Source organism: Bradyrhizobium sp. USDA 326 (assembly GCF_049739485.1).
In the GTDB taxonomy this organism is placed as follows: Bacteria; Pseudomonadota; Alphaproteobacteria; order Rhizobiales; family Xanthobacteraceae; genus Bradyrhizobium.
On the sequence record NZ_JBMGQA010000001.1, the window covers coordinates 5,403,791 to 5,416,236 of the forward strand.

At 63.1% G+C, this 12,446-nt stretch carries 12 protein-coding genes and 1 pseudogene; 8 read left to right on the forward strand and 5 right to left on the reverse strand.

Annotated elements, in window-relative coordinates:
* Window positions 1-163 precede the first annotated feature (163 nt).
* The 7 genes and pseudogenes from ABIG06_RS25335 to ABIG06_RS25365 all read left to right on the forward strand — a co-directional run bounded on the left by ABIG06_RS25335 (window position 164) and on the right by ABIG06_RS25365 (window position 6,582).
* Window positions 164-1,423, forward strand: a complete 1,260-nt coding sequence (locus tag ABIG06_RS25335; RefSeq protein ID WP_370139015.1) for an ABC transporter substrate-binding protein — start codon at window positions 164-166, stop codon at window positions 1,421-1,423.
* Window positions 1,424-1,511: 88 nt separating this feature from the next.
* Window positions 1,512-2,414 carry a branched-chain amino acid ABC transporter permease gene (locus ABIG06_RS25340; protein WP_370139016.1) on the forward strand — a complete coding sequence of 301 codons (903 nt, stop codon included), beginning with the start codon at window positions 1,512-1,514 and terminating at the stop codon, window positions 2,412-2,414.
* Complete coding sequence (locus tag ABIG06_RS25345; RefSeq protein WP_370139017.1) at window positions 2,411-3,430, forward strand: branched-chain amino acid ABC transporter permease; 1,020 nt, start codon at window positions 2,411-2,413, stop codon at window positions 3,428-3,430. The genes ABIG06_RS25340 and ABIG06_RS25345 overlap by 4 nt, the downstream gene beginning before the upstream one ends.
* Before the next feature lie 132 nt (window positions 3,431-3,562).
* Window positions 3,563-4,316: pseudogene (locus ABIG06_RS25350) on the forward strand (ABC transporter ATP-binding protein).
* Window positions 4,313-5,026: an ABC transporter ATP-binding protein gene (locus ABIG06_RS25355; RefSeq protein WP_424578406.1), complete on the forward strand. Its 714-nt coding sequence runs from the start codon at window positions 4,313-4,315 to the stop codon at window positions 5,024-5,026. Before ABIG06_RS25350 ends, ABIG06_RS25355 begins: the two are co-directional and overlap by 4 nt.
* Window positions 5,027-5,232: 206 nt before the next feature.
* Complete coding sequence (locus ABIG06_RS25360) at window positions 5,233-5,412, forward strand: hypothetical protein (RefSeq protein ID WP_370139019.1); 180 nt, start codon at window positions 5,233-5,235, stop codon at window positions 5,410-5,412.
* A gap of 111 nt (window positions 5,413-5,523) precedes the next feature.
* The gene (locus ABIG06_RS25365) at window positions 5,524-6,582 is read left to right on the forward strand and encodes a YeiH family protein (protein ID WP_370139020.1); all 1,059 of its coding nucleotides are present in this window, start codon (window positions 5,524-5,526) and stop codon (window positions 6,580-6,582) included.
* Window positions 6,583-6,814: 232 nt separating this feature from the next.
* Here the strand turns inward: ABIG06_RS25365 and ABIG06_RS25370 are convergent, their stop codons facing one another.
* The 5 genes from ABIG06_RS25370 to ABIG06_RS25390 form a co-directional block, all read right to left on the reverse strand.
* Entirely contained in the window at window positions 6,815-7,687 is an 873-nt protein-coding gene (locus ABIG06_RS25370) for an ABC transporter ATP-binding protein (RefSeq protein WP_370139021.1), read from the reverse strand.
* Entirely contained in the window at window positions 7,684-8,592 is a 909-nt protein-coding gene (locus ABIG06_RS25375) for an ABC transporter permease (RefSeq protein ID WP_370139022.1), read from the reverse strand. The genes ABIG06_RS25370 and ABIG06_RS25375 overlap by 4 nt, the downstream gene beginning before the upstream one ends.
* Window positions 8,589-10,010, reverse strand: a complete 1,422-nt coding sequence (locus ABIG06_RS25380; protein ID WP_370139023.1) for an ABC transporter substrate-binding protein — start codon at window positions 10,008-10,010, stop codon at window positions 8,589-8,591. The genes ABIG06_RS25375 and ABIG06_RS25380 overlap by 4 nt, the downstream gene beginning before the upstream one ends.
* A gap of 181 nt (window positions 10,011-10,191) precedes the next feature.
* Window positions 10,192-10,965, reverse strand: coding sequence for a Crp/Fnr family transcriptional regulator (locus ABIG06_RS25385; RefSeq protein WP_370139024.1), 774 nt, complete (start codon window positions 10,963-10,965; stop codon window positions 10,192-10,194).
* A 182-nt stretch (window positions 10,966-11,147) separates the two neighbouring features.
* Window positions 11,148-11,453 carry a gamma-butyrobetaine hydroxylase-like domain-containing protein gene (locus tag ABIG06_RS25390; protein ID WP_370140905.1) on the reverse strand — a complete coding sequence of 102 codons (306 nt, stop codon included), beginning with the start codon at window positions 11,451-11,453 and terminating at the stop codon, window positions 11,148-11,150.
* A 201-nt stretch (window positions 11,454-11,654) separates the two neighbouring features.
* Between ABIG06_RS25390 and ABIG06_RS25395 the strand changes: the two genes are divergently transcribed.
* Window positions 11,655-12,428, forward strand: a complete 774-nt coding sequence (locus ABIG06_RS25395; RefSeq protein ID WP_370139025.1) for a ferredoxin--NADP reductase — start codon at window positions 11,655-11,657, stop codon at window positions 12,426-12,428.
* Window positions 12,429-12,446: the final 18 nt, after the last annotated feature.

A 12,446-nucleotide genomic window follows, 5' to 3' on the forward strand; every position in this document is an offset into this window, starting at 1 on the left:
TTCGGGCCAGTTGCCGGCCTCGTTTCCTGCCTTGATGAATTCTGACTCGTAATTCATCTTTGGCTTGACGTCACCCCCCTACCTCTGAAATCCTTCCAGCCACGGAGACGAGACGATCTCCGACAGGGATCAGGAAACGCCGACCCGAAAGAGGGAGGGGAAAATGACGAGGACCCGCACGCCGGGCATCAGCCGCCGTTCAACACTGGCGCTGATGGGCGCCGGTGCGATGAGTGTTGCCGCGCCCTGGGTGGCGCGTGCGCAAGCCAAGACCATCAAGATCGGAATGCCGACGATCCTGTCGGGGCGCGTCGCGCAGCTCGGCACGTCCTCGCGCAATGCGGTGATGCTCGAAGTCGAGAAGGTCAACGCCGCCGGCGGGCTTGCCGGCCGGCAGATCGAGATGGTGATCCGCGACTCCAAGGGCCAGCCACAGGAAGCCGCCCGCGTCGCGCGCGAGCTCGTCAACACCGATGGCTGCGAGCTGCTGCTCGACGGCGAGGCGTCGTCCGGATCGTTCGCAGTGCACGAAGTCGCGCGCGATCTCGGCGTGCTCTGCATCCACACCTGCTCGGAAGCGTCCTCGCTCACCGCCGATCCCAAGCAGCACATTCCGAACGCGTTCCGCTGCGTGCGCCAGGGAATCCACGATTCCATCGTCGGCGGCAGCTACGCCGCCTCGATCGCCAAGGCCAAGGGCCTGAAGAAATGGGCGACGTGCTCGCCGGACTACGCCTACGGCCGCGACACCACAGGTGAGTTTACCCTCTACCTGAAGCGTTTCGCGCCCGATGTGGAGATCATCAGCGAGTCCTGGCCAAAGCTGTTCCAGCCCGACTACACCGAGGTGGTGACGAAGATACTCCAGGCGAAGCCGCAGGCGCTGTACTCCTGCCTATGGGGCGGTGATCTCACCTCTTACATCGACCAGGCCAACATCTACGCGATGTTCAGCCAGATGGAGGTGTTCGCGGTCAACATGGCCGACTACACCGCGCTCACCGTCGTGAAGAACCTGCCCAAGGGCATCCACTCCGGCAACCGCTACATCAAGACCTTCCCGACCACGCCGGAGAACGCCGCCTGGGGCGATGCCTACAGGGCCAAGTACAACGAGTATCCGACCAACTGGTCGTGGCAGAACGCGACTGCGGTGATGTTCCTGGCCGAGGCCGCGAAGAAATCGAACTCCGCCGACGGCAAGAAGATCGCCGAGGCCCTGAAGGGCCTCACCATCAAGTGCCCCTTCGGCGCCGACGGCACGGTGACCATGCGCGGCGACGATCACACCCTCGTCGGCTACGCCATCGGCTGGGGCACGACGATCCCACAGGAGCCGTACGTGCCCGACGTCAAGGCCGGCGACTGGAAGACCATCTTCGAGTTGGAAGCCGAGTGGAAGAAGAGCAAGGGCTACACCTGATCACGCGCGCGGCGGGGATGGGCAACCCACTCCCGCCGTCGTTTCGTTTTCCGCGCCGTGTCGGGCGCGTCGCAATGAAAGTGCTCCCGTGGACATCGATGCGCTTGCCGGCTGTCTCTCCAGCTCCGCGTGCCTGGTGACGCAAACCACCAGCGGCCTCATCATCGGCATGCTGCTGTTCCTGGTCGCGGTCGGACTGACCCTGATCTTCGGCGTGCTCAAGGTGGTCAATTTCAGCCACGGCGCCTTCTACATGTTCGGCGCCTATTTCGCGATGACGGCCTATCAGCTCACCGGCAGCTTTGCGCTGGCGATGCTGGCGGGTGCGGCCGGTACCGCCATTCTCGGCCTGGTCTTCGAGCGCGTCTTCATGAGCCGTGTCTATGGCGCCGACGTCTTGATGCAGGTCCTCGTCTGCTACGCCTTCGTGCTGATCTTCGACGATGTCGTGCGCATGACCTGGGGACCGGAATTCAAGGCGATGGGCATGCCGGCGGCCTTCCAGGTGATGCCGCTGTTCATCGCCGGCGGCGTGGTGCCGCCTTACTATCTGCTGCTGATCGGTGTCGCGCTTCTCGCTGCCATCGTGCTCGGCATCGGCCTGTCGCGCAGCCGCATCGGCAAGGTGATCCGCGCAGCCGCACATAACCCCGGCATGGTGTCCGCGCTCGGGATCAACACCGGCCTGATCTATGGCGGCGTGTTTGCGCTTGGCGGCATGCTGGCGGGCCTTGCCGGGGCGCTGGCCGCGCCGGTGCGCTCACTCACGCCCGGCATGGGGTTTTCGGTGCTGATCGAGTCCTTCATCGTCACGGTGATCGGCGGCATGGGCTCGATCCTGGGGGCGCTGATCGGGGCGTTGCTGCTCGGGCTGATCCGTTCCTTCGGCTCGCTCGGGTTTCCCCTGTTCACGGAAGGTCTGATGTATCTGTTCATGGTGATCGTGCTGGTCTCAAAGCCCACGGGCCTGTTCGGCAAGGAGGCGGCATGACCGAACTCGAGGCCGGACGCGCGCAAGCGCTGGTGCCGGTGCGCAGCGGTGCCGTGCTGCAGCGCTACCGCGACGTGCTGATCGCGCTGATCGCCTTTGCCGTGCTGGCGAGCACGCCATTGTTCACCGGCAGCAAGGCGCTGCTCGATTTCGTCATCCGCTGCTCCGCCTATGGTCTGTTCGCGACCTCGCTTAACCTCCTGGTCGGCTACACCGGCCTGACTTCGTTCGGGCACGGCATGTTCTTCGGCCTTGGTGCCTACAGCTTCGGCCTGATCATGCAGAAGCTCGGCGTGCCGATTCCGGCGGCTTTCGTCGCGACATTGGCCATCACGGCGGTCTTTGCGGCAATCATCGGTGCGATCTGCGTGCGGCTGAAGGAGATTTACTTCGCCTTCGTCACGCTCGCGTTCCAGATGCTGATCCACTCGACCATCCTGTCCTGGGCCTCGTTCACCGGCGGCGATCAGGGCCTGCGCGGCGGCATCCCGCGGCCCGTCTTTCTCGGCATCGATCTGTCCAATCATGTCCATCTCTATGTCACGAGCTGCGCGCTGCTCATCGTTGGCCTGCTCGCGATGCGCCAGATCGCACAATCGCCGTTCGGCTACACGCTGCGCATGATCCGCGACAACGCCGCGCGCGCGAGCTTTCTCGGCATCGACGTCTGGCGCGCCAAGCTCACGGTGTTCGTGCTGGCCGCGCTGTTCGCGTCGATGGGCGGCATGGTGATGGCGCTGTTCGTGTCTGGCGCCTATCCGGAGTTCGCCTATTGGACGATCTCGGGGGAGGGTATCTTCATCAACATGCTCGGCGGCGTCTCCACTTTTCTTGGTCCGATGGTCGGCACCGTGCTGCTGCTGCTGCTCAACGATACTGTCACGCGGTTCACCGAATACCACGGCATCGTGCTTGGGGTCGTCATCCTGTTTTTCGCGCTCGGTTTGCGCAAGGGCCTCCTGGATTTCGTCGCCGAATGGTACGCGCATCGGCGCGAGACGGGCGAGGAGCGCTAGCGATGTGCGATGGACCTATCGGGCAGTCATTCCGGGGCGCACGAAGTGCGAACCCGGAATCTCGAGATTCCGGGTCTGGTCCTGACGGACCATCCCGGAATGACGGTGCCGGACAACGGCGCGAGGCGCACCATGCTTGAGATCCGCAACCTCGCAAAATCCTTCGGCGGCGTGAAGGCGACCAACGACGTCTCGCTCGATTTTCCCGACGGCTCGCTCTGCCGTGATCGGGCCGAACGGCGCAGGCAAGAGCACGTTCTTCAATCTGATCACTGGTGCCTTGAAGCCGGATTCCGGCCAGGTTCTGCTCGACGGCATCGATCTCGCCGGCCGCTCGCCGCCGGAGATCGTGCGCCACGGTATCGGCCGCGCTTTCCAGGTCGCCAGCATTTTCAAGTCGCTGACGGTGCAGGAAACCATGCTCGCGGCCGTCAGCGCCGACCAGCGCACCTCCGCGGTGTTGCACAAGCGCTTTCCTCTGCCCGAGACGCGCGACCGCGCCGAGCACGTGATGGAGCTCCTGGGGTTGGCGAGCAAACGCCATCGCACGGCCGCGATCCTGTCGCACGGTGATCAGAAGCTGCTCGACATCGCCTTGGCGCTCGTGCTCGAACCGAAGGTGCTGCTGCTGGACGAGCCGACCGCCGGGATGGGACCGGAGGAGCGCTGGCGCATGATCGACAAGGTGCGCGAGCTCTGGGAGACCCAGAAGATCACGGTCGTCTTCATCGAGCACGACATGGACATCGTGTTCAAGATCGCGCCCAAGATCGTCGTGCTGTGCTACGGTCGAATCCTCGCGACCGGCACACCCGACAAGATCCGCAACGACAGCGCCGTGATCGACGCCTATCTCGGCACCGAGCATGCGGGAGCCGCCGCATGAGCACCGCCGTCATCGAAGTCGCTGATCTCGACGTCTATTACGGCACCAGCCAGATCCTGTTCGGCGTTGGTCTCTCTGTGCGGCAAGGCGAGACGATGGCGCTGCTCGGCCGCAACGGCGCCGGCAAGTCGACGACGATGAAGGCGATCATGGGACTGGCGCCGCCGCGACGGGGCAGGGTGAGCCTGCGCGGAACGGTGATATCCGGCCTCAAGCCGCACACCATCGCGCGCGCCGGCCTCGGCTTCGTGGCGGAGGACCGCCAGATCTTTCCGGAGCACACGGTCGAAGACAATCTCGTCATCGGGAGAAAGAAGGGGCCGGACGGCCAGGACGAATGGCCGATGAAGCGCATCTACGACGTCTTTCCGCTCCTGGAACCGCTGCGTCATCGCATTGCCGGGCGCCTCTCGGGCGGCGAGCAGCAGATGCTGGCGATCGCGCGCACACTGATGGGCAATCCGGCGCTGCTGCTGCTGGACGAGCCGAGCGAGGGCCTCGCGCCGATCATCGTACAGCGGATCGGCGAACTGTTGCGACAACTCCGGCAGCTCGGATCGACCGTGCTGATCGCCGAGCAGAACATGCATTTCTGCCTGGGGCTGGCGAGTCACGCCACCGTCATCGACAAGGGCCAGATCGTCTACGCCGCCGGAATTGACGAGTTGAAGGCCAACGAGGCGATCCGCCGCCGCTACCTGGCCCTGTAAGTTGGGTGCCGGTGTCCAAACAGGCCGGAAGAAGAAAACTATTGTCCTGAGCTTGTCGGACGGAAGGAGTTTTCCTTCGAGAGGACAAAAACGCCAATCGCTTCCATTGCCGTTTGGGGCCGAAACGACGACATTCCCCATCAGAATTTGATGGATTGGCCAGAGCTATGGAACGTACCGGATTTGAACCCTTCGGCGAGCAATTGGTGTCCGCGACGGACACCCAGCCGCGGTCGCGCACGTCGAAGCTTTTGCTGCGCGCGGGCACCGGGCTGTTCTGGTCGCTGGTTGCGGGGATCGTGCTTGCCCGCGCCGCCTTCTTCGAGCCCGGCGTCTATGACGGCTTCAGCCGCGTCGCTTCCCTCGCCAAGAGCCTGATCTTCTGAGGCTGGTTGTCCGGGCTGAGGATAGAACCTCCCTCGGGGCCTGATATGTCGAAAACTTATTTCCCTCCGGGGCCGCGCTGCGTATAAATCCTTCTCCTCAGGGAGAAATTTGTGTCGCAGAATCAAGCATCCAGCCCGGCCGACGCCAAGCCGGCCACAGCCGCAAGCCGCATTGCGGCGCTGATTCCCGGCATTCTCCTTTGCGTTCTGATCGCCGGCGTCTCCGCCCTGCTGGAGCGCGCCGAACTGGGTATGTTCGAGCATCCCTATGTCGAAGCACTCGTCATGGCGATCCTGCTCGGAATGGCGCTCCGCAGCTTCTGGAAGCCGGCGCCCCGGTGGCAGACCGGGATCGCCTTCAGCGCGAAACAGCTGCTCGAGGTCGCGGTCATGCTGCTGGGAGCCTCGATCAGCTTTGCCGCGATCGCCGCCTCGGGCATCGCGCTCCTCGTCTCGATCGCGGCCGTCGTCGTGATCGCGCTATGTGCCTCCTTCGGCCTCAGCCGTCTGTTGGGTCTGTCGACACGCCTGTCGATCCTGATCGCCTGCGGCAACTCGATTTGCGGCAATTCGGCGATCGCTGCCGTGGCGCCCATTATCGGCGCCAACAACGAGGAGATCGCATCCTCGATCTCCTTCACCGCCATCCTCGGCGTGATGATGGTGCTCGGACTGCCGCTCCTGATCCCGCTGCTGCAATTGTCGGCCACGCAATACGGCATCCTCGCGGGCCTCACGGTCTATGCGGTGCCGCAGGTGCTGGCCGCAACCGTGCCGGCCGGTCTCGTCTCGACCCAGATCGGCACGCTCGTCAAGCTGATGCGCGTCCTGATGCTCGGGCCCGTCGTTGTCGGCCTTTCCCTCATTGCCTCGCGCTGGCAGAGCGATGCCAAGAAGACCAATGTCGGCTTTTTCCGCCTGGTTCCGTGGTTCATCCTCGGTTTTCTCGCGCTGGCGACCTTGCGCTCGCTCGAGATCGTGCCGGCGATGGTGGTCGGTCCCGTGACGAAGATCACCGGTTTTCTCACCGTGGTGTCGATGGCCGCACTCGGCCTAGGCGTCGACGTCCGCGTGCTCGCCAATGTCGGAGGCAGGGTGACGGCAGCCGTCACGCTCTCGCTGCTGCTACTGCTCGGCATCAGCCTCGCGCTGGTGCATTGGTTTAAGTGATTGGAACAAGATAGTCCTACGGTGGGCAAAGGCGCGAATGCGTCGTGCCCGCCGTGCATCCACATTCGTGGTGAGGATGGTGGGCACGCGTCGCTTCGCCTGCCCTGCGAAATCAAGTGTGTCGGCGGCGCCTAAAGCGCGATGAGATTAGGGTGAATCGTCATCGCGCTTTAGTTTATTGTTTGAGCATGATCTTTCCGGAAAACCGCTGCACACTTTTCCGGATCATGCTCTAGATCACATCCGCGAGCGAATGGCCGTGCAACTCGATGTTCAGGCCCTGCATGCCCGTGTCGTTGATCTCGCCGCCCATCGCCTTCAGGCTCTCCTCGCGGATCAGCGACATCAGCCCGCGGCGAAGCGCCAGGAACTCCGACGACATCATCATCGATTGCTGCCGCGGCCGCTCCAGCGGGATCGGGATCTCCGCCTTGATCGAGCCGGGCCGCGCGGTCATACAGTAGACGCGGTCGGAGAGGAAGATCGCCTCGTCGATATCGTGGGTGACGAACAGCACCGAGATCTTCAGCCGCTGCCACATGTTGGTGAGGATCTGCTGCATGATGACGCGGGTCTGCGCGTCGAGCGCACCGAAGGGCTCATCCAGCAGCAGGACCTTCGGTCCCGTGGCGAGCGCGCGGACGATGCCGACGCGCTGCTTCATGCCGCCGGACAGCTTTTCCGGATAGTGCTTCTCGAACGCCTCGAGCCCCGCGAGCCCCAGCAGCGTGCGCGCGGCGCGTTCGCGCTGCGAGCGTGGCATGCCGCGCATCTTCAGGCCGAACTCGACGTTCTCCCGCACCGTCTTCCAGGGGAACAGCGAATACTGCTGGAACACCATGCCGCGCTCGGCGCTGGGGCCATTGACGCGCTCGCCATCGACGGTGACGATGCCCGTTGTCGGCTTGAGGAAGCCTGCGACCGCGTTGAGCAGCGTCGATTTTCCGCAGCCGGAGGGGCCGACGATCGAAACGAACTCGCCGGGCCTCACTTGGATCTGCGTATCCGTGACGGCCTGAACGGGTCCCTCGATCGTCTCGTAGGCGAGGGAGAAGTTCCTGACCTCGATGTGGCCCTTCGACGTGTTCGCAAGCACCTCACTCATGTCGACCTCCACGGCATCACCAACTGTCCCGCGCCCCTGATAAGCAGGCTCGATCCGAGACCGAGCACGCCGATTGCGATCATGCCGAGCGCGATGTCGGCATACTGGACCAGCGAATAGGCTTCCCAGGTGAAATAGCCGATGCCGTATTGACCGGAGATCATCTCGGCGGCGATCAGCGACACCCATGCGACGCCCATGCCGACGGTAAGGCCGGTGAAAATGTGCGGCAGGGAGGCCGGAAAATACACCTCGCGGAAGATCGACCGCTCGCGCGCACCGAGACATTGCGCGGCGCGAACCAGAACGGGATCGACCAGCGACATGCCGTGCAGCGTGTTGACCAGGATCGGGAAGAACGAGCCGAGGAAGGTGATGAAGACGATGCTCTGCTCGTTGGTCGGCCACAGCATGATGGCCATCGGCACCCAGGCGATTGCCGGGATCGGCCGCAGCACTTCGGCGACCGGGAAGATCACCTCGTGCAGCAGCTTGAATCGCCCCATGATCAGGCCGAGCGGCACGCCGACGATGGCTGCGAGTGAGAAGCCGATGAAGATGCGCCGGCAGCTCAGCAGGATATGCATCAGGAATTTGGGGTCGTGGATCGCCGTGGTGAAGCTCGCATAGACCGCGAGCGGCGAGGGCACGTTGGTGAAGCGCACGAAGAACACGACGCGATAGGTCGTGAGCAGATGCCAGACCAGGAGGAAGGCGATCAGCGAGGCGATGCCGATCGCGGTGGCGCGCAGCCGGCCCTGGTTGAGCCGGTACCAGCGCAGCGCGATCGTACCGAAGGAGGCGGGGGTTGCGAGCGGTGTGGCGGCGGGCCCGCGGCCCGCCTCTGCAATGGCTGTTGCCGGCATGCTATCCTCGGGATGTCTGACGAGGGCGGGACTGCTCACGTCTTGCCTCCGCCGACTACCGCTTTTACCGCGTCGTCGAAGCCGAGCACCTTGCCGCTGATCTTGGCCGCGTATGCTTCGGCGTCCTTCTTCAGCAGGAACGGCGCGACATCGCCATTGCCGACCGCGAAGAAGGCCTGGTCGGCGAACAGCTTGATACCCCGGGTCGTATCGAAGACGTAAGCGACGTTGATCTTCTTGCCTTTGGCCTTGTAGTCGGCATAGGCGCCGAGCGTGCAACTGGCTGACGAGAAGGGCATGATGCCGGCATCGTCGACCCAGACCTCGCCGGCCTTGCGCGGGTCGGTGATCGGCTTCTTGCAGAAGGCATCCTCGCCGGAGACCTCATAGTTCCTGGTGCTCGCAAGCTGCGTGTCATAGTCGAGCGTCATCTCGGCATAGGCCTTGCGGACGTAGCTGTCGTCGACCCACTTCCTGGGATCGAATTCCTTCATGCGACCGAGGTTCTGCAGCACCTTGACGTCGGCGGTTGCGGCATCGATCAGCGCCGGCTTGATCGAGGGATCGGTGGTCATGTTGCCGCCGGGGCCGAGGAAGATGTAGACGACTTCCTTGTTGATGCCGGTCCACTGCTGGATCTTTTCTGCGGCAAGCTTCGGATCCTCGCGCAGCCACTGGTTGGCGGCGATCAGCGCCTTGAAGTAGGCGACGACGACCTCGGGATACTTCTCGGCGAAGTCGGTGCGGACGACGATGCCGTGGAAAGTCGGCAGGTTCGTCTCGACGCCGTCAAAGATCTTTCGCGCGAAGCCGCGGAACGGCAGCAGCTCGGCGAAGGGCACGAAGTCGGCGTGCGCGTCGATCTTTTTCTCCTGGAGGTTGGTCGAGCCGACCTCGGGGCTCTGGCTGACGAGCTGGAAGAAGTCGGATGCATAGCCACGGTCCTGCATCGCCTTCAGAACCATGCCGTGCGCAGCGGAGCCGAAGGGGACGCTGACGAGCTTGCCCTTGAGATCGGCGAGATCGTAGTAGGGCGAGTCCTTGTGGACGACGAGGCCATTGCCGGAGCCGGACAAGCTATAGGCGGCAATGCCGATCAGCCGGCTCTTGCTCTCCGGATTGCTCTCGAAGGTGAAGCCGTTCACGATCAGCGGATAGTCGCCCATCATGCCGATCTGGAGCTTGTTCGCCATCATCGCATTGGTGACGGGTGGACCGGAGGTGAAATTCTGCCACTCCAGCTCGAACTTGATGTTGGCGTATTTTCCGTCCTTCGGCAGGTATTTTTCCAGGAGACGCAATTGGCGGATGACGACGCCGGCGGTCACCGTGTTGGTCGTGGTGTCCTGCGTTCCGATGCCGAGCGTGACGGTTTCCGCCGAGGCCGGTTGCGTGACGAATAGCGCCAGCGACGTCACCGACATCGCGATCGAGAGCGTGGGAAGATGGCGGACCATTCTCATCCTCATTCGGTTGGATGTGCTGTGGTTGCCATGATTGGGTGAGGGCGCAGGCAGGGCAAATCCGGAGTGGCTGTCGCAGTCGATTAGTTGCCGGGAAACTCTGATTGCATACTCCTTGGGCAGTCCTGCACTATAAAGCCGCTTGCCTGTGCACCGGGCTTGGCCGCAAATTCGTCTAGTCAGCTGCGTGACCGCGCATCTCCTCCAGTACGTCGGTCCGGCAGATCACGATCTGCGACCGCTTGGTCAGCACGATTCCCTTCTCCTGCATGCGCTTCAAGCTGATCGTGACCCATTGCCTTGTGGCGCCAACCATGTGGGCGATGTCAGCGTGGGTGAAGGCTGCGGCGATCACCGTGCCGTCGGCGTCGTCGACGCCATAGAGCTCCACGAGGTGCAGCAACAGGTGCGCAAGCCGCTGCGTGATCGAGCGCGTTCCCAGCATCTGCGCCAGCGCCGAATAGCACTTGCCCTTGAAGGTGAGGCCTTCAATGAGACCGATCGCGAGGTTCGGGATTTCTGCGGCAAGTGATCGTAACTCCTTCCCGGGCAGATGCACCACGCTGCAATTGCTGGACGCGACGCCGGACCATTGATGCACGGTGCCTTCGAATACTTCGGGCCCGCCGACGAAATTGCCGACATGCCAATAAGCGAGCGTGATCTCGCGTCCGAGCGGCGAGGTGTAGAACACCCGGATGCGGCCGCTCTCGATCAGCCAGATGCCGTCATGCCTGCCGCCCTGGCTGAACAGCGTCTGGCCGCGGTTGAGCACCTTGCGGCGGCCCTGCTTGAGCACCAGCTCCCGCTCGCGCGGAGAGAGCTTGTCCATCAGTGGCGGCGGCCCGCCGATCCATTGCTGGTTTTCGGTGAGCAGCAGCGAGGAGCTGCCGGCGGATCGGACTGCCGGGGGAATGGGCCCACGAACCACATTGGCGGCCTGCAACATCGTCTGCCTCCGGAACGTTCAAATCGTTCTAAAGAGGAGCAATGTCCGTGCCAGATGGGGAGCGATTCACTTTCTGCGTCATTCCGGGATGGCGCAAAGCGCGCAGGCCCGGAATCCATAACCACGAGCCGGGGCTACGGATTCCGGGCTCGCCCTCCGGGCGCCCCGGAATGACGACTAAGTTATGGGGGCAAACTCCCGGCCAGGCTGAGCAGATAGGACTTCGGGTAAATGCCGCGGTTATGCCCATCCGAGAACGAGATGTTCAGCCCGTAACCGAGGTCGCCGATCTCGGTTATGGCAATGCCGGGAAATGCTTCAGGAAAGCGGCCATCGAAGCGTGCGCGGGTGCAGTGGGCGCATTTGCAGGAGAGGCGGAGTGTTTCGGCAGAAACGCTGAGCGCGTCGTCCTGTGGGGTGCGGACCAGCAGCGCGGCGAGATCGGCGCTGGCTTCATAGTCGGCGACAGCAGGTGCCAGCAAGGTCATGGTCATGACGAACCTCCGACTTCTATCTACGTCGGTGCGGGCGCATACGAATAGCAACTAATTGCCGGCGCAGGCCGGATCGCGTGCCTTCTTCAGTCATCGCTCGCGAAATGTGAAACTAATCGACCGGGAATTCCACTTCCGCATTGCCGGACTCGCTGCTCTTGGAAACCTTCTGCGCCATCGATCGAAGGAGAGAGCATGAGTGCATTTCAGAAGGAAACGGTTCTGTCGGTCAGGCACTGGACCGAGTCCCTGTTCAGCTTCACCGCGACGCGCGATCCCGGTTTTCGTTTCCAGAACGGTCAGTTCGCGATGATCGGCCTGGAGGTCGAAGGCAAGCCCTTGATGCGGGCCTACAGCATGGCCAGCGCCAACCACGAGGAGGCGCTCGAATTCTTCTCGATCAAGGTTCAGGACGGCCCGCTGACCTCGCGCCTGCAGAAGATCAGGGAAGGCGATATCATCCTGGTCGGCCGCAAGGCGACGGGGACGCTGATCACCGGCAATCTCATTCCGGGAAAGCGCCTGCTGCTGCTCTCGACCGGAACGGGCCTTGCGCCCTTCGCCAGCCTGATCAAGGACCCCGACGTCTACGAGAACTACGAGACCATCGTGCTCGCCCATGGCTGCCGCCAGGTCTCCGAGCTTGCCTATGGCGAGCACGTCGTCGATGGTCTGCGCAATCACGAATTCTTCGGGCCGTTGATCCGTGACAAGCTCGTCTACTACCCGACCGTCACCCGCGAGCCGTTCCGGAACCGCGGCCGCATCACCGACCTGATCGCCTCGAACCAGCTTTTTGACGATCTCGAGCAATCCGGCCTCGATATCGAGACCGACCGCATCATGCTGTGCGGCAGTCCCGCGATGCTGGAGGAGCTGCACGACATGTTCTCCGCACGCGGCTTCGCGGAAGGCAACCATAGCCAGCCCGGTCATTTCGTCATCGAAAAGGCCTTCGTCGAGCGCTGAGGCGCAAATCGCATCCCG

Coding starts and splice junctions, on each gene's coding strand:
- ABIG06_RS25370 (WP_370139021.1), bottom strand. CDS start 7,687: ATGAGTGAGGTGCTTGCGAACACGTCGAAGGGCCACATCGAGGTCAGG.
- ABIG06_RS25335 (WP_370139015.1), top strand. CDS start 164: ATGACGAGGACCCGCACGCCGGGCATCAGCCGCCGTTCAACACTGGCG.
- ABIG06_RS25395 (WP_370139025.1), top strand. CDS start 11,655: ATGAGTGCATTTCAGAAGGAAACGGTTCTGTCGGTCAGGCACTGGACC.
- ABIG06_RS25390 (WP_370140905.1), bottom strand. CDS start 11,453: ATGACCTTGCTGGCACCTGCTGTCGCCGACTATGAAGCCAGCGCCGAT.
- ABIG06_RS25345 (WP_370139017.1), top strand. CDS start 2,411: ATGACCGAACTCGAGGCCGGACGCGCGCAAGCGCTGGTGCCGGTGCGC.
- ABIG06_RS25380 (WP_370139023.1), bottom strand. CDS start 10,010: ATGGTCCGCCATCTTCCCACGCTCTCGATCGCGATGTCGGTGACGTCG.
- ABIG06_RS25385 (WP_370139024.1), bottom strand. CDS start 10,965: ATGTTGCAGGCCGCCAATGTGGTTCGTGGGCCCATTCCCCCGGCAGTC.
- ABIG06_RS25355 (WP_424578406.1), top strand. CDS start 4,313: ATGAGCACCGCCGTCATCGAAGTCGCTGATCTCGACGTCTATTACGGC.